Below are 19,012 nucleotides of genomic sequence, written 5' to 3'. Positions count from 1 at the left end.
CTCAATAATCTGCTGTGCTTAATATGAAACTTAGATTTTATCTATCTGTTTATTAAAGTTAATGCAGCAGATGGAGCTTTTTGCCTAAGTTAAAAATCACGTTTGACTCCTAATTGGTTTTCTCATATTTAGGTATTCCACAAACTAACGATTTGTTTAAATTTATTTTCATTTGTCAGATGGAACTCTCAAGTTTTTTTTATCCTCCTGTGTAAAGATTTAGATAATTAAATTTACATGGTTGTTTCATTGTACTATAAGTTTTGTAGCTTTTTAAATAATAGCAGTTTGGGATTCCATTTGTTTCACTCTGTCAAACACCAAAGCTGCCGCCCCAATAAAACCAGCCTTATTACCTAAATTGGCAGTTTCAACCTGGGTGAATATACTTGTTTCTTTCATGCATAATTTTAGAGCTTTGTTTCTGACCTTTGTAATGTAGAATTCTCCAGCATCGGATAAACCACCACCAACAATAACTTTTTGAGGGCTAAAAACATTGATAAAGCTTGCGATTCCTTTGGCTAAATAATCTATGTGCAAGTTAAGCGCTTGCTCAGCAGATTTTTCACCTTTTTTATACATTTGAACAATGTGTAATCCATCCACCTTTTCTGGGAATACTCTGCCCTCCGCATTACAGAAATGCTTATAATCTCTGATTAATGAAGTAACAGACGCATGTGCTTCCAGGCAACCATTAGTTCCACAATCACATTCTTCACCTTGAGGGTTAATTATAATGTGACCCAGTTCTGCTCCACGGTTACGATGTCCACCATAGAGTTTCCCATTCAATACTAGCGCGCCGCCTACACCCGTTCCAATCGTTAAAAAGACGGCATCATCTACATTATCTGCCGCACCAAAACGCACTTCAGCTAAGCCCATCATGTTAGCATCATTCTCAACAAATACGGGCATCGATAACTGCTTTTTTAATAAGCCTCCTAAAGGAAGGCTCTCCCATTCTGGTAGGTTTTCAGCTCCCCCCAATACTAATCCATTATCGATTATACCAGGTGTACCTAGTCCAATACCTTGTAGTGAAAGGTTATTAATTTCAGCATATTGTATAAGCTCCTTGGCGCAAGCTATAATGTTCGTTATTACCACATCGCGCCCTTGGCTTGATTGAGTTGGTTTGATTGCTTCATTTACAATTGTTCCATCGTCAGCCACCAAGGCATATTTAATGTTTGTTCCTCCTAAATCTATGCCAATTGCGTAATTCATATTCCCTAAAGTTTAATTATAATTCGAGCATCGTTTTTTGAGACTCACCTTTGATTTATTAATAACATTTGTTTGTTTATAATCTATTAATGCAAAGATAAAAGGGGGTGTGTTGAGACTGAATCAGTGGAGTTTTGTAGCTTTAAAAATGGTTGAAAAAGCTATTAGAAATGTTGAATTTAGCGAAGTTTATCAAGGTACAGACACTAAAAATATAATTTTATTGATGGGTGTTGCCATTTATTAAAGTGAACTGAATTGATATACTTTTGGACAAAACCGAACCGTCTTTAGGTTACGATTTTATTTCTTTACTATCGCATAAAATCATATCAAATAACGATGAAGAGAACTGTTAATTTATTTTGCCTTTTGCTGCTACTTATTCATCAAGCATGTCAGCAACCAACAATGGTTAAACAACCCAATGTGTTGTTTATAGCTATAGATGATTTAAATGATTGGACAAGTAGTTTGGGTGGACACCCTCAGGCTATTACGCCAAATTTAGATCGATTAGCGCAGATGGGTACGACATTTACTAACGCCCATGCATCCATGGCTGTGTGTGTTGCTTCACGAAATTCATTATTGAGTGGAATGCACCCAACAAGCACGGGATGGTATTCCTTGGTCAAAGATCATGATGCGATGGCTCAGTCTTATAATGAAGTGATGGGTGATAGACAGATGTTACCAAGCAAATTTAAAGCTAACGGTTATAATACCTGGTGCGCAGGTAAGATTTTCCATAAAGGAGCTACTGATTTTGAGTTTATAACAGACGATCTATGGGACGATATTTTACCGGAATATAAAGAAAAATTACGAGCCATTGATTACGAAAGGGGAGGTGGCTATAAAGGATATAAATTTTATCCTTTTCCTAAAAATGGCAGCCAGTTAAAGAGCTATTATAACGATAAAATTACTTTTGGACATTCGTTATGCGGTGGCCCATTGGATGAAGAAGATATACCAGAAGGTAAAATGTATGACGAGCTAATTGCAGATTACGCAATCGATAAGTTAAAGCAGCGACATGACGATCCATTCTTTTTATCGCTTGGTTTTGTAAGGCCTCATGTGCCTTATACTGCACCTCGTCGTTATTTTGACCTTTATAATACAGCCAATATTTCAATCCCTGAATTGAAGAATGATGATATGAATGATATACCTAATTACGGTAAAGCGATTGCCTATAATTATGGTACTAATATGGGAGATTATGCTGCTGTTAAGGGTATGGGTAATGCGTATGATAAACACTTGGTTCATTCATATTTGGCTTGTGTGTCATTTGTGGATGATCAGCTTGGACGTGTTTTAGATGCCTTGGAAAACAGTGAGTATGCTGAAAATACTATTGTCGTGTTATGGTCGGATCATGGTCAGAGTTTCGGTGAAAAAAGAAACTATCGTAAGATGAGTTTGTGGGAAGAGTCAACGCGGGTACCATTGTATATCTCCACACCAAATAATAGAAATAAAGGGAGTGTATGTTCACAAGCTGTAAGTCTTTTGGATATTTATCCCACCTTAATGGATTTATGCGGATACACCAAAGCAAGTCATCTGGATGGAGAAAGTTTAATCACTTTATTAGATAATCCTTCACAAAAGCGTGAGGAACCTGTTTTAATCTCATGGAGATATAAAAATTATGCGGTTCGCAGTGAGCGGTTCCGTTATATTCAATATCGCGATGGAAGTGAAGAGTTTTATGATCATTCAATAGATAAGTGTGAATACACTAACCTTATCAATAATCAAGCCTATGCACAACAAATTGATTGGCATCGTAAACATTTGCCAAAGAAGGTGGCTTTGCCAGTTGGGAGCAAAAGCTGGACTGGTGATGAGTTAGAAAAAACACTTGATGAATGGCAGCTAAATGATAATATGCCATCTTGGCTACGCTAAGTCATATTCATTCAGTGTTTTTTAGGTGTTGCATCTTCATTCGGTAAATAATAATGCAAGACCTAATCTTTATCGGTTGCGTATTTTCTCCAAGTGTTCAGTTGGTAAATAATCAAAGTATTTTTTAAAGCTGGTTGAAAAGTAAGATGGAGAATTAAAACCTACCATATAGCTCACTTCAGCCACAGAGTATCGGTTTTCTTCTAATAATTCTAAGGCTTTATTAAATCGTACTTTTTTAATAAAATCTGTTGCCGATGCACCTGTAATGGCTTTGATTTTGAGATGTAGGTTTGAACGACTCATACCCATCTCACGCGCAAATAGGTCCACAGAGAAATCGGCATCTTGCAGGTGTTTCTCAACAATTTCTAAGGCTTTATCCAAAAGTTCTTTGTCCAGATTATTAAAAGCAATGGATTCAGGGTTTATATTGGTCGATTGTGAAAATAGCTCTTTGAGACGCTTGCGTGTTTTGATGAGGTTTTTAATTTTAGCTTCAAGTAAATTCATCTCAAAAGGCTTAATCACATAGTCATCAGCTCCAAGTTGATGCCCTTTTATCTGATCGTCAACTGAAGTTTTAGCCGTTACCAAAATCAATGGGATATGGCAAGTTTTAACATTTTGCTTAATCGTTTTACAAAAACTTAAACCATCCATCTCAGGCATCATAACATCCGAAACAATTAAATCGGGTTCCTCTGTATAAATAAATCCTAAGGCTTCTTTGCCGTTAAATGCGGTTAATATATTGTAATGAACTTGTAGGTTATCTTTTAAATACTCGACGATATCTTTGTTATCTTCAACCAATAAAATTGTTTCTGTTTTTTTATCTTCTTTTTCCTCACTTATTGCAGTAGCTTCGTCAAAACTTAATTCAGGAGCGTGGTGTTGTATCTCTTTTGCTTCATTCTGTTCTTGTACATTATCCAATAAATAGTAACTATCATCAATGGGGATACGTACTGTAAAAACAGAACCTTTGCCTTCTTCACCTGATGCGCTAATATGTCCATGGTGCAATTCCACCAGTCGTTTTGTTAATGCTAAGCCAATGCCAGAACCTGGTTTAGAACTGTTCTCATCAATGCGATAAAAGCGCTCGAATATCATCGATAGCTTTTCGCTTGGTATGCCATTGCCTGAATCTTTTACTTGCAAGACGACCCATTTATCTTCACGATACAGGCTAACACCAATAGTACCACCGGCAGGCGTATATTTGAAAGCATTTGAAAGTAAATTAAAGGCAATCTTTTCAATATAGCTCTGATCAAATAAGCAAAGTAGTTTTTCTTCTTTAGAATCAAATGTATAAATGATGTTGTTTTGAGAGGCAGCCAAGGCAAAGGATAAATAAATTTCATTGATAAAACCAACCAATTCATCTTTCGCTACATTCAACTGTAACTCACCTAATTCTGATTTTCGAAAATCCATGAGTTGGTCGATTAGGGTGAGTAAGCGTTTAGCATTACGATAGATGGTGTCGTGTTGCTTATTAAGCCATTCATCAGCACCTTTACGCTCAATTATTTTCTGCAAAGGTGAAATAATAAGAGTCAAGGGTGTGCGGAACTCATGAGATATATTGGTAAAGAATTGCAACTTCATCTGGTTGACCTCGGTTATTTTATGTTTTTCCAAGCGTTCAACTCTTAACTGTTGCTGGGTTTTTAATCTTTCTTTTAATAGCTTATAGGCTGTGTAAAGCAAAGTAAAAAATACAATGAAATAAGCTGCAAATGCCCAGTTATTAAGCCACCAAGGGGCTGCCACATTAATTTGTATGCTTGACAACGATTGGTCATCAACCACACCATCAATAACAGCCCGTACTTTAAATGTATATGAGCCAGGTTTGATGTTTGAATAATAGGCTTGTCGACTCACTTCACTGGTACGCCAATCGACATCATAACCTTCGAGCCTAAACTGATAGCTTATTTTATTGGCATCGATATAATTAATTGCTGTAAAGCCAATTGTAAATACATTTTGGTTGTGATTTAAATTTAATTCCTGGGTATGGTTAAGGCTATGTTTTAATAACTGGGGGTTTTCGCCAGGTTTTATGGTTTGGTTGAACAAGCTAAACTCAGTAAAAATTACCTCATTGTTAAATTGAGTCTCCTGAATGTTTATAGGGTTGAAAAGTGTAATACCATTGATGCCTCCAAACAGTAATTCACCTGTTGATGCTTTACAAAAGGAGTAATTATTAAACTGGGTATCTTGTATACCATCGTTTTTGTTGTAGTTGATAAAGCGTTTGTTTGTTGGGTTGTAGCAAGCTAATCCGCCATTTGTCGATATCCAGAGTAAACCTTTATCGTCTTCGAGTATACCGTAAACAAAATGATTGGGTAAACCATCGTTTATACTGATGAAGTTACGCTCTATTTCGTCAAATACACACAAGCCACTTCGTGTGCCAATCCATATACGTCCTTTGTTATCTTCATAAACGCAGGTAATTTCATTGCCTGGCAAACTCATTTTATTATTTGCTGTCGCAAAAAAAGACTCAAATGAATTGCGTTCAGGATAAAATATATTAACCCCTTCGAAGGTGCCGATCCATATACGTCCTCTGCTATCTTCAAACAAGTACGATATCTGGTCCGATGTTAATCGTTGGCCATTACTATCAATATGAAAGGGAGTGAAGGTTTGTGTTTTCTCATTAAATAGATTTAAGCCTTTCCAGGTACCAACCCAAATTTGATTATTCCGGTCTTTTAATAGTGCATAAATATTATCATCTGAAATATCTCCCACTTTGCCTTGTGCCCTGAATACGATGTTCTTTTTTGAATGAGTATCATAGTAATTAAGACCTGCATTGTGTGTGCCAATAAGTAATTTGCCATCACTGCCATACTCTATTGATTTCAGATTGTTAGTGCTAAGTGAATTAAGATCTTTTTCATTGTGCCTAATAACTGTGATTTTATTTTCTGAACGATCCCAGTAGTTTAAACCATCATCGTTGGTTAGGATCCAAAAATTACCTATTTCATCTTCCTTAATGGCACTTACAACATTATCACTTAGCGATAGTTGACCACCATTTTGGTTAAGAATATCGAATTTGATATTTGATGGATGAAAATAATCAACACCACCAAAGAAAGTCCCTAACCACATGCCTCCATCAGCGTCCTTATAAATGGAACGTACTGAATTTTGACTTAAGGAATAGGATCTATCAAACTCTTCCATATAATTTGAGAAGTTACCTGCCTGATTATCAAATATGCTTAAGCCCACAAATGTTCCAATCCATAAGTGTCCCTTATCGTCAAAGCAAAGAGAACGAACGTTGTTATTACAAAGGCTATTATCGTTGTTAATACTATGCTTAAACTGCTGTAACAGGCTAAAATCAGATGCTACATGAAACACTCCCTCACCTTCGCTTCCTAGCCAGTATGAGCCATCAGTGTCTTGCACAATTGCTCTAATGGGTGATTTATTTGTGTCTATATCGAGCGAGCTTAATGTTAAGTCGTGCTCATTAAGTGAGAATAGCCCATTTTCGGTGCCAATGAGTACTGTATTATCATTGGCAAAAATAGTGCTGATTTTGGCGCCAATGTTTTGATCAGGCCATAACAAACGGAGTTCTTCAAATTTATCATGGCTTTTAGTATACCTGAAGAGCTTTCCACTGTATGAGGCCGCCCACAAATCGCCCGATTGACTTTGAACAATACTGGTTATATAACGTCCTTGTTTTTGCTGAAAGAGTGGGTAGTTGATGAATTGTTCTGTTTTCTCGTTGTATTTACTAACGCCGTTATTGCCACCAATCCATACCCATCCATCTTTGTCAACAAAAAGTGAGCGAATGTAATTTGATGTGACTGAAGAATGCTTTTCATCGCCTCTGTAAACTTTAAACTCATAACCATCGTAACGATTAAGGCCATCTTGAGTTGCCATCCAGATGTAACCTGTTGAATCTTGTACGATTGAAAATACGGTACTGTGCGAAAGACCATCCTTATTACTGATGTTTTTGAATAGTATCGTACGGTCATTGGCTTTGATGACCACGACCACCATTAGCCAACAAATTAGCAGGCTCCACCATTTTCTGTTATTCATTTTTCCCTTATTTGTTAGATCTTTCAAATATAATTGCTGTTACGCTCTTTTAATCATTTTGTTCTAATTCAGCACCATTGATTTGCTCAGATCTTTGATGGATGAAATATTGATTTTAATATAAGATTTATGAACACAAAAGGAGAATACCCATCGGGCATTCTCCTCTTCTTCATTCTAAAACCTATAAAACTCAATACTAAAACTACTACGAACCATAGCCCGGGTTTTGCTGTCCTAAACCTGTATTTACGTCCATTTCTCTTTGCGGTATTGGATAAAGCTGGTGCTTACCATCAACAAAGTTTTCTGCTGCAGGATATGGGTATTTACTATGAACATCGATTGCAGCCGCTGCTGCCTCCTGAATTTTTTCGTCCATAATATTCCAACGTATTAAATCCCATTTACGCCATCCTTCATAACAAAGCTCCCAGGCTCTTTCTTTGATTATATTGTCTCTGAAATCGTTTTGTGTGGTAGATGAATCCCAAGGATCGAGATCTACACGCTGGCGCACCAAGCGAATGGCCTCAAATGCATCTGACATTGCTAATTCTCCTGGTAAATCATTTCGACACTCATTAATCGCTTCAGCGTACATTAATAATACGTCGGAATAGCGCAATAATACCCAGTTAACATCTGTGTCATTGGTATATTCTGGTGCACTGGCATTCCATTCGCGGCGCCATTTCCCTGGGAAAATCTTCTTCTTATCACTGCTTTTAGTATAGTATTTACGGGTATCGTCGGCCTTTACTTCATAATCAGCAATTGCCACTTGGCGACGTGCATCGTCAAGAGAGTAAGAATCGTAAAAAGCCCACATTGCATTAATAAAAGCGTTGGCACGGCCATAACTACTTTCGGCACTTGTTTTAGGGCCAATGTAAGTTGAAATAAAACCTCCGTTTTCAGCATTGATACCCATAGGTGAAAAAGCAATCTCAAACATGCTTTCCATTGGTTCTATTGTACCTTGAGCATAGTTGCGAAATACCTGTTCGTAATCGATATTAAGCAGGTGCTCATTTGATTTAATAATTGTGTCAGCTTCCAAGGCAGCTCTTTTAAAGTAATCCAAATAGTCGTCTGGTCGAGTGATGTTTCCATCGAGTTGTAATGAATAGCCTGCTCTGCCCATCAGAACGCGTACCAGATAACCTCGAGCAGCTCCCTGGCTCACACGTTCATCAAGTGCTTTTTCTGAGGCCCAGGGAAGTTTGGCCTTTGCATACTCTAAATCGGAAATGATTTGATCGTATATAACTAATCGATTTGTTCGGGTTTGGTTAAGGTCTTCATTGGCAGATGTTGGTGCTGTTTTAAAAGGAACATCACCCCACATTCGCACCAAGTCAAAATAAACCAATGCTCTTAGAAACTTAGCTTCACCAATGTGTTGTTCCAGAGCACGTTTTTCTTCTTCCGTTCCATTGGTTAACATCTTCATTTTACTAATACCATCAATGGCATAGTTGGCACGTTCGATAACAAAATAGTAATCGCGCCAGGCTCTTTCAAACATTGCAATAGAGGGGTGAAATGTGTAATGTCCTACCGTTCGCTTACTCCCATCATCTCCAGTTCCACGAATTTGTGAAATATCCGTATCGCATGGAAAAATGGTTGAAACCACTTGTCCGTATAGGTTCGTAGTTCCTAATAAATCATAAACTCCAATCACCGCCATGTTGGCTTGCTCAATGCTTTCAAAAAATGTGTTGCTCGAGTAAAAGGAACGTGGTTCTTCACGCAGGGCATCTTCACACGATGAGTTAAAGGCTGCTAGCACGACTATAAGGAGCGCTATATATGAACTTTTTATATTTTGCATTTCTCAGAATTGTTAATGATTAAAAACTTAGGTTCATACCAAATACATACGACTTGTTACGTGGGTAAGCACCAAAGTCAACACCAGGTGTGATACCGCTACCATTTTTTGTACTTACCTCAGGGTCAAATCCGGTATAGTTCGTGAAAGTGTATAAGTTATTGGAAGTAAAGTACACTCTACATCTATTGACCTTTACTTTTTGCAACCATCTTTTGGGCAAATTATAGCCCAATGAAATATTGCTTATTCGTAAAAAGGAAGCGTCTTCAATGGCCCAAGAATGTGGTCTCATACCATTCAGGTTCAACTCATCTATTCGTGCTACATCTGCTCCCTCGTTCATTTCTGCCAACAAGGTAGGGTCGGTAACGGCCAGGCCATTCTCATCAATGTCGGTCCAGCGGTTATTGACAACTGCTAATGCATTTTTATTGCTTCGGTCACCTCCTGAATAAAATAGTTTACTGGCATTGTAAACGTCGTTACCCCATGACCAGTTTAGAAAAACACTTAAATCAATGTTTTTGTATGAGAATGTATTGGTTAAACCGCCATAATGAACAGGATTAGCATTACCAATTACTTTCCTGTCATTGGTATCAATAACGCCGTCAGGTATTGGATTACCATTTTCATCAAAAGCACCAGCTATATCTTTATACTTCCAACTTCCGGGTTGAGCCGGGTTATTAGGATCATCAGCAATGCCTTCTTTTAAGGTATAAGTGCCATTGTTAGCATCGTATTCAAAATCGTTTACACCATAAATACCTTCTGTTTCCCATCCAAACATTTGACCTACTGGATCGCCTACTTTAACAATGTAATCGCCGGTAATGTTAGAGTTCCAACCAGAATCGTATAAGAAGAACTCCTGATCTCCCACTAATGATGTCACCTTATTTTTATTAAATGAGATGTTAAAGTCACTTGTCCATGTGAAATTTTGAGTTTGAACATTAACGGTGGACAAAATAAATTCCATACCACGATTTTCTGTTGCGCCAATATTCATTACACGATTAGCATAGCCTGATGAGTAAGGAATGGTTGCATTCAGCAATAAGTCTGACACCTTGTTTTGGTAAAATTCACTGGTGAGCTGTATCCGTTGGTTAAAGAAGCCCATCTCTAAACCAAAATTTAATGTAGTAGTAGTTTCCCATTTCAGATTAGGATTGGCCAAACGGTCAGGTTGAACACCAATAACTGCAGTGCCATTTAATGGGTAGGTAACTCCACTAAGTGTTGATAGAGAATTGTAATCACCTATTCTGTTATTACCCGCCTTACCATAACCCAAACGTAGTTTTAGGTTTGAGAACACATTTAAATCTTTAATAAAGGCTTCTTCGTTAGCCCTCCAGGCAACCGATGCTGCCGGAAAGTATCCCCATTTGTTATCGGCACCAAACTTTGAGGAGCCATCGGCGCGGTAAGTAACGGTCATTAAGTAACGTTGCTTATAACTATAAAAAGCACGTCCGAAAAATGATATTAAGGTGGCATCGTATTCGTAAGAAGCTGGTATATCAGGTGTCGCTCCTAATGATAAGTCGGCCAAGCCAATGTCATCATTCGGAAAACCTGAGGCTCCTGCACGAAACCATCGACCTTCGCGGTAGTTATTTTCGTTACCCGCTGTTAAGTCAATCTTATGCTTATTAATTTTTGTCTTATACATCAACAGGTTAATGTTGTTGAACGACATTATTTCATCGTTACGTAAGGAACCTTGTATGCTGTTGCGTCGGGCAGTTATTGATCGTGAACCATCGAATATTTCAGTACGTCGGTTTTCATCGCGGAGACCACCACTTATTTTTGCAAATAAGTTGGGTAGAATTTCGTATTGCATACTAGCGTTCATTGCTAATACCTTGCGTTGGTAGGAGCGATGCTCAGCATAAGCCGATGCAATTGGGTTTTGCATTACATTTCCATCATCATTTTCCAGAATCGGATCTTCATCCATGTTAATCAAATCTTCGTCTTCTCCTTTTATTCCAATGGTAGGACGATATTGTATAATATGTGATAAACGATTAAACTTATCATTACCTGATGAGGTACCATTACCGTACTTCTCCTGCTTGGTATAGTTAATGTTGGTTGATATTTCCAAGCGATCATTAGGTGTTAGATCTAATTTCAATTTGGCGTTATCACGTTTAAATCCACTGGCTACCATAATACCTTCATCGTCGAAATGCGAATAGGCCAGATTGTAGCGCACTGATTTAGTACCTCCATTTACGCTTACCTTGTAATTTTGAATATAAGCATTGTCTCCTAGGGTTTCATCCTGCCAGTCAACACCTGGGCGATTAGTATATAAATCATCGTGCTGTTCCCATAAACCATAATTGTTGGCATGTGTTTTATAAGCCTCGGTAAGTTCTGGGTTGCCCTCTTCATCCAAATCACCTGTAAAAGGTTGACCTAAGGTTTCACGTTCGTAGTCCATCTTAACAAAATCGTATGGATTCATAACGTCTAAGCGCTTGCTTAACTGCTTAATACCATAATAAGCATCGAAGTTAACAGTTGTTTTTCTAACTGTACCACCTTTTGTTGTTACCACTACTACACCGTTGGCACCTCGAGCACCATAAATGGCTGTTGAAGAAGCATCTTTAAGAATGTCTATAGATTCAATATCGGATGGATCTAAAGCTGATAAACCATCTTCAGAAGGAAATCCATCAATCACGTATAGCGGTTCGTTACTTTGAGTGATAGAACCTCCTCCACGAATTCGAATGGCTATGCCTGCACCTGGTTCTCCCTCCGAAGTTGTTATTTGTACACCAGCAACACGGCCTGCCATGGCTTGAGCTACATTGGCAACAGGCATTTTTTCCATATCTACAACATTAACCGATGCAATGGCTCCGGTTAAATCTTTTTTCTTCATGCCTCCGTAACCAATGGCTACTACTTCATCTAACTGGGTAAATTCTGTTTTCAGAATTACATTTATCAACTCCTGATTTCCAACTACCACTTCCTGGTCATCGAAACCAATAAAAGAATACAATAAAACATCTTGCGATGCATTGTTTATGGTGATGGTATATTCTCCATTGATATCGGTGATAGTTCCTGTACTAGTGCCTTTAATTATTACATTAACACCTGGTATTTTATCGCCGAGTTCATCCATTACGGTTCCTCTGACTGACTTTTGTTGCGCTATGGTGTTAGCCGACCACAAAAGTCCTATCATTAGAAATAAAATTTGAACAGTGATTTTTTTCATAAAACGTTGAATTAAAAATTACATCCAAAAATACCCTTAGTCAAAAGCTTAGCACTTTGCTAATATCCAATTCACCCTAAGAGTTCATTAAAAGGCTGTCAATTTTGTTGAAAACATTTTTAATATGGTCTAATTCCTGCTTTACAACAGATATGGACCAATTGGTCGGTTAAAAAATGTTGTGCAAAGAAATTGTTTTTTTTCGAAGAGCAAGTATCATATTTAATCGTGTTGTGGCAAAATTGTACATAAGTGTGAGTAGGCATTCTATTCAGTAGTGAAATCATAATATACCAAACCGTATCTTTGAACGATACAGAGACATTGCCGAAGGGCTTGGAAGTGTCGCTGAATGATTTAGAGGCATCTTCAAGGAGCTTGGAAAGACCATTTAGAAATCGAATTCAGGTTAGTAATAAACAGCCACACTAGGCAGATTATCAATTAATTCTTTCACACTAATTTCTTTATTGTCGTTTTCTAGTATTAATGTACTTCCTTTGATTTTACGCTGATAATTTTTGCCATTAAATACTAAGTCCTTATCGCCAAAACTAATGCAACTTTCATTGCTTTTTTGCAATAATAATTCTGCGGGTTTACTGCTATCCAACTCAGCCTGAATACTCCAGCCATTAACTTGGATGGAGCCACTTTTTGTCACTTCTAATTCATCGAAGCCTTGCGATTTTGGCCCCACCTGAATAATGGCCAGGTATCTCGTTTTGTTACATATATCAGTTTGGGCTACTCCATGCCAATGATTTTTAAATTCAATACCTCTTTTTGCACCATTACCCAGCCAGTCGTTAGCAGGAGAAAAAAAAGTATCGGTCACCGAAAACTTCAAATTCTCTTTACTAAATAAATGACATAGACCTTTGCCTGTTTTGTTTTCAGTAAAGAATGTATTGTCATCTTGTTGAATAATATCACGCCCATTCAAAAGCCATGACCACTCTACTGGCTCCTTCGCTTCCAGCTCATCGTAAATAACAATAATGTTATCATCCAACAGGCTAATGTGTCTTCGGAATGTAGTAACACCAGGATGACCAAAACCATTTTCTTCTGTTATTTCAATATCCCATTTCTGAAACTGCTCTACAAAAAAGTCGCGTAATAATTGGCCTGAGTATGCATTTGAGGCATCACCCAAAGCATATGAATAGTTTTCACCTGTAGCAAATCGTGCGATCCAGCCAAACGATGACGGTGTCATGGTTTGACCAATACCATTGGCTAAAATAGAGTTGTGCGATCTGGTATGTCGATAGCTCAGTGTAGAATGGGGATCAACAAAACTAGAGTAGTATCCTGTTTTAAAGAATAGTGCTTGACCACCGTACTGTATGTTGAATGCATTTTGACTGGCGTGAGCGTGTCCAGTAAGTCCGTAAGGCGATGAGCGAAAGGCAAGCATTAAGTTTTCATCGGTATTTTTGATGTTTGAATGCATAGTAACCATGCCAACATCCTCAAAACAAGCTGCCCTGCCAACTTGGGGTGTGTCTATACTCTTATTCGAGTTGGCCATTTGCATGGCAAACCAATAAAGGTTACCATCATCAGCTAATGATAGTAAATCCAGTGTTGAGGTTTTGCTTCCTGACTTTTGGGCTAGTTGCGAGTAATATTGTCCATAGCTGTCATTAGTTACGGCAGATAGAGCCCTTATGTAGCTTAAATTATTCTCAGACTTTATATCAGCTAAATCGCCAAAACCTCCAGCTACATGGCCAACAGGTGAAGTATAAAACATATATCGAGGCGAGTTTTGATACCAAGGGTGATTAAAATAGTTGACGCCAGTTAAGCGACTTAATATTACTGGAAAGGCAATTAGCGATTCCGTATTGGCCGAGAAGTAACCATTGTCTGGTACCCATCCACCATCGTTACGACTACCTACCGGTGCACGCATCGACCACACTTCATAAACATACCATAACCACTTGTCGGCTTCGGGGGTATGGTTTATTAAGGCCAGGCTAGTCATAAAAAAATGGCGAAAATGGTGTTGCCATAAATGATTGTCAATGGCAAAAACCTCTCCTCGGTGCAGTATGTGATGGTATGATTCCTCTTGCTTTTCACTCAGATAAGAGATGATTTCCTGCCGCACATCAGCACTCAAGTGATCGTAAAAAACGTCAAACATTTGGGTGGTGATGTTAATGTAAAAACCTTCTGTAAAATCGTTATAGGCCCCTGCATCAATTATAAGACTGTATTGTAGTTTCAAGTAGGCATAGCGTCGCATTGCTTCCTGCTGATAACGTTGGTCACCTGTGAGTAACCAGGCTTTGATCACACTATCAAACAAACGGGCATGACTACGATATTTTTCTTTTGTCCTTTTCCCTAAAAAGCGGTGGTAATCCTTATCGCTTAGTTTCTTTTTTTTCTCGTCGAGCACTTTCTCATTGTCATATACCAGCGTTGGAGGCAATGTTTTGCCAATTAGCTTTTCGGCTTTGGCTAAAAAAGATTTCAAACCAGGTGCGCTCATGTCAAAGTAGCCGATCTGCTCTGGAGAACAGTATATACGCGGGTGTTGGTTGCCGATTTTGTTTTTTAATGATTGGAACGAAGGAATCACAAATTCACGTTCGTTGCCTTTGACATCAAAAGCAATAATTTGAGACCAGGTCCGCTTACCATTGGTTTTGTGAATGTTGGCATATTGCCAATACCATTTTCCTGCATCTAGTTTCGTATGCGGATTAAAAAGAGTCCATTCTTTTACTGGCGATGTAATAGTTGTAGCATCTTGAAAAGTGGAGTCTCTAGAGATCCGGCATTGATAAAGGTAGTTTGGATCAAAGCGATAGCTGTTATGTCCAGATTTGCTGGCTACAACCGGAGCCCAATAAAGCCATGGAGCGTTGAGGTCTATTTGACCACTTTGGGGTGAAGGCTCCATTCTCATTAGAGGCATTAATTCGTTTTTAGTGATATACTGACGTGCATCCTGAGCCCAGCATGTTATGGATAGGAGGAGAGCTATACTTGCGAAAAGGCTGTAACGGATTTTCATTAGATTCATTTTTCAGTGCACTTAAAATTAGATGTGCAAATTATGGATTTCTTTTGGACGGTAAATTTCTGAATTAATACTTCTCCTTTAATTCGGTTGAATTTATGATCTCTTCTCATTCCTGTCTATTATTTCCGAGACCAAATAAATTGTCATTGATGAAAAGTATAATGCATAGTGTTTGTTTGTGATAAAAGCCTTGCTAATCAGTGTTTAAGGGCCGCTTGTGCGATTTTGTAGAACTTGTTATTCAACAAGAACAAAAGGTTTTTCAACCAAAATAAAAGCAGCTAATCATATGTAAAAAGCTTATGGATAATAGCAAAGCACAAGGTGATTCTTCTGTAATATGTTTGTATTGGATAAATAATAGAAACATTAACCAAGCAACATTACGAGTATCACTTATTATAGATATGATTAATGTAATTGCAATTGTAACGAAAGAAAAAAACAAACATATGAAACACGCATTATCAAAATTATCAATTACTCTATTAACTGCAGGATTACTAATGGCCTGTCAGCAACCAAAACAAAACTGGCTCGATAAAGCCATTGATACAGCTGAACAACAACTTGTGCTGGCTGCAGAAAAGTATACACCTGAACATAACCCTCGATCGGTGTACCCTAATGGGGAAGTACGTTTGTGTCACCTTCAAGATTGGACAGTTGGTTTTTTCCCGGGTACATTATGGTATGCCTACGAGCTTAGCGGTAATGAATCTTTAAAAGAGCAAGCGGCCAACTACACCAAGGCTTTAGATTCAGTAAAATACATTAAACATACACACGATTTAGGTTTTATGCTTTACTGCTCTTATGGTAATGCCTATCGGATAACGCAAAATGAAACTTACAAGGATGTATTATTACACGGAGCTGAGTCATTGATCTCACGTTATAATGAAAACGTAGGATGTATTCGCTCGTGGGATTTTGGTACGTGGCAATATCCGGTGATTGTTGATAACATGATGAATTTAGAATATTTAATGTGGACTGCCAATAGTACCAACAATCAATTGTACGCAAATATTGCCACTTCGCATGCCAATAAAACAATGGCGAATCATTTTAGAGACGATTACAGTTCCTATCATGTGGTAAGTTACGATACCGTTACTGGTAAGGCGATTGAAAAACAAACACATCAGGGTTACTCGCATGAGTCAGCATGGGCGCGGGGGCAGGCCTGGGGTGTGTACGGATATACGATGATGTACCGTTTCACCAAGGATCCTGCTTATCTGGAGATGGCACAAAATATTGCAAAGTTTATTATGAACTTAGAAACAATGCCAGCTGATAAAGTACCCTACTGGGACTATAACGCCATTAATATCCCAGATGCACCGCGAGATGCTTCTGCCGCTGCTGTTACGGCATGTGCACTATTGGAGCTATCGGAGTATACTAACGATGGTCAAAAGTATTTTAGTTATGCCGAGGATGTATTAAAAAGTTTGTCATCGTCTGATTATTTGGCAGAAGTTGGAAACAACGGTTTATTCGTGCTTAGGCACAGCGTGGGTGCTTTACCTAATAACTCGGAGGTAAACACGCCAATTAATTATGCCGACTACTATTACCTAGAGGCTTTATTGCGTTATAAATCGATGATAAAGTAAGCTGACATTATGCTTAAATTAAAACGACTATTATTCATATTTCTTGTTGCTGTGTTTCCTTTTATCGGTGAGGCACAAAAAGCAAAAGATGCTTTTGAATTGCTCAACCTCAATTACCCAGGTCTCGAAGCGGTGAAAAAGCATGTTGGGAATAACGATTTTAAATTGGCGCAAGAAGCCTTATTGGCTTACTATCGTCATCGTTTAGTTATCCAACACCCCGAAGTAAACAGAACAGATCGTGAAAGCCAAAAAAAGCCTAGTGCTTCAACGTTTGAAAAGGCTGATAAGGGTATGGATCATCAGTTTTTTGTGCATAAGGGATATGGTTATTTTGATTATGGAGATACCATTAATTGGCAATATTGGCCTGTAAAAGATAATGAAGTACGATGGCAGCTTCATCGTATGTATTGGTGGATTCCAATGGGACAGGTGTATTGGTCAACAGGAGATGAAAGGTATTCCGCTGAATGGGTGTGGCAAATGCGCGATTGGATAAAAGATAACCCAAGGGGCTTGTCTAAGGAAAACGATCGATTTGCTTGGCGCCAGCTAGAAACGGCGCGTAGAGTACAAGACCAAACAAACCTTTTCAATTATTTCATAGACTCTCCTCATTTTACAGATGATTTTTTGATTGAGTTTCTAATCAACTATCATACGCATGCCGAAAGGATTCGCGAAAAGTATTCCGATAGAGGCAATCACTTGTTGTTTGAGGCCCAGCGCATAATCTATGCAGGTGGTTTTTTTCCTGAATTTAAACAGGCATCAGTATGGCGAAAAGAAGGGATTGACATTCTCAATACCGAAATTGCTAAACAAGTGTATCCAGATGGTTTGCAGTATGAATTGTCGTTGAATTACCATGTGGCCGCTATCAACATTTTTTTAAAAGCCTACTACATGGCGCAGTTGAGTAATATGGCTGATGAATTTCCAGCTAGTTATGCGCAAGCGGTGGAAAGTATGATTATGGCTACCATTAATACCTCATTCCCTGATCATAGCTATCCAATGTTTAGCGATGCTAAGAAGGAATCGAAAAAGAACATGCTGAAAAATTATAAGGCATGGACAAAGGTATTTCCTGAAAATGACGTGATCCGTTATTATGCTACCGAAGGCAAAGAGGGGCATGCACCTGAATATCTGTCAAAGGCATTAAAATATGGAGGTTTTTATACTTTCCGAAACGGTTGGGACAAGAAATCAACGGCTATGATATTAAAAGCATCACCTCCGGCTTTTTGGCACAGTCAGCCCGATAATGGCACTTTTGAACTGTGGGTTAATGGTCGCAATTTTATGCCTGATGCAGGTTGTTATGTGTATGGCGGTGATGATGAAATTATGAAGATGCGTAATTGGTATCGTCAAAGTAAAGTGCACCAAACGCTCACCCTAAACAATGAAGATCTATTTGTTGATGCCCAGTTAATCGACTGGATGACTTCTCCTGAGTTGGATAAACTGGTGTATGAGAACCCCAGTTACGAGGGGTTAACGCATCAACGAACAGTCTATTTTATCGATCAATCATTTTTTGTAATTGTAGATAAGGCTATTGGACCAGCTAGCGGTCAAATTGATTTACATTATCAACTTGTTGAGGGAGATGCTGTAGTTGATGTTGCAAACAAAAGAGCTTACACAACATTTAGGGATGATAACAACCTGCTGATTCAATGTTTTGCTAATGCGCCTGTAACGATGCTCGAAGAAGAAGGAAAAGTATCCTATGCTTATCGTAGGGAACTCAAACGACCAGCTTTCGCATTTCAGCAGTCAAAAACTGACACATCAAATACACAATACATAACGGTTATATATCCTTTTACTGGACAAAAACCACCTAAAGTAAAAGCTGTTTTTACCAGCGCAACAGATGGGAGTCAGCAAGTAGAGGTAATTGTAAATAAGCAGAAACACCTGTTAGAAAATTAAGA

9 protein-coding genes are annotated in these 19,012 nt (G+C 38.3%); 4 read left to right on the top strand and 5 right to left on the bottom strand.

Going from position 1 to position 19,012, the window contains the following annotated elements; genetic code table 11:
• Positions 1 to 273 precede the first annotated feature (273 nt).
• The gene (locus FNN09_RS13780) at positions 274 to 1,236 is read right to left on the bottom strand and encodes an ROK family protein (RefSeq protein WP_143302955.1); all 963 of its coding nucleotides are present in this window, start codon (positions 1,234 to 1,236) and stop codon (positions 274 to 276) included.
• Positions 1,237 to 1,348: 112 nt separating this feature from the next.
• Between FNN09_RS13780 and FNN09_RS21480 the strand changes: the two genes are divergently transcribed.
• Complete coding sequence (locus FNN09_RS21480; RefSeq protein WP_255434120.1) at positions 1,349 to 1,483, top strand: hypothetical protein; 135 nt, start codon at positions 1,349 to 1,351, stop codon at positions 1,481 to 1,483.
• 95 nt (positions 1,484 to 1,578) lie between these two features.
• A complete protein-coding gene (locus FNN09_RS13775; RefSeq protein ID WP_143302954.1) occupies positions 1,579 to 3,162 on the top strand; it encodes a sulfatase in 1,584 nt (527 codons plus the stop codon).
• A gap of 69 nt (positions 3,163 to 3,231) precedes the next feature.
• Here FNN09_RS13775 and FNN09_RS13770 read toward each other — a convergent pair whose 3' ends face one another.
• From FNN09_RS13770 to FNN09_RS13755, 4 genes are all read right to left on the bottom strand, one after another.
• Positions 3,232 to 7,281, bottom strand: a complete 4,050-nt coding sequence (locus FNN09_RS13770; RefSeq protein ID WP_143302953.1) for a two-component regulator propeller domain-containing protein — start codon at positions 7,279 to 7,281, stop codon at positions 3,232 to 3,234.
• A 208-nt stretch (positions 7,282 to 7,489) separates the two neighbouring features.
• On the bottom strand, positions 7,490 to 9,121 hold the full coding sequence (locus tag FNN09_RS13765) for a RagB/SusD family nutrient uptake outer membrane protein (RefSeq protein WP_143302952.1): 1,632 nt from the start codon (positions 9,119 to 9,121) through the stop codon (positions 7,490 to 7,492).
• Positions 9,122 to 9,140: 19 nt separating this feature from the next.
• Positions 9,141 to 12,353 carry a TonB-dependent receptor gene (locus tag FNN09_RS13760; RefSeq protein ID WP_221932503.1) on the bottom strand — a complete coding sequence of 1,071 codons (3,213 nt, stop codon included), beginning with the start codon at positions 12,351 to 12,353 and terminating at the stop codon, positions 9,141 to 9,143.
• Between the two features lie 442 nt (positions 12,354 to 12,795).
• On the bottom strand, positions 12,796 to 15,435 hold the full coding sequence (locus FNN09_RS13755; RefSeq protein ID WP_143302950.1) for a DUF4962 domain-containing protein: 2,640 nt from the start codon (positions 15,433 to 15,435) through the stop codon (positions 12,796 to 12,798).
• Positions 15,436 to 15,887: 452 nt separating this feature from the next.
• Here FNN09_RS13755 and FNN09_RS13750 point away from each other — a divergent pair, with 452 nt between their 5' ends.
• Both FNN09_RS13750 and hepC read left to right on the top strand, forming a co-directional pair.
• Positions 15,888 to 17,060: a glycoside hydrolase family 88 protein gene (locus FNN09_RS13750; RefSeq protein ID WP_143302949.1), complete on the top strand. Its 1,173-nt coding sequence runs from the start codon at positions 15,888 to 15,890 to the stop codon at positions 17,058 to 17,060.
• A gap of 9 nt (positions 17,061 to 17,069) precedes the next feature.
• A complete protein-coding gene (gene hepC, locus FNN09_RS13745) occupies positions 17,070 to 19,010 on the top strand; it encodes a heparin-sulfate lyase HepC (RefSeq protein WP_185969007.1) in 1,941 nt (646 codons plus the stop codon).
• Positions 19,011 to 19,012: the final 2 nt, after the last annotated feature.

It is taken from the genome of Carboxylicivirga sp. M1479 (assembly GCF_007097485.1).
Lineage (GTDB): Bacteria > Bacteroidota > Bacteroidia > Bacteroidales > Marinilabiliaceae > Carboxylicivirga.
Note: the sequence above shows the minus strand (reverse complement) of the source record. Positions and strands in the feature narration are given on the sequence as shown.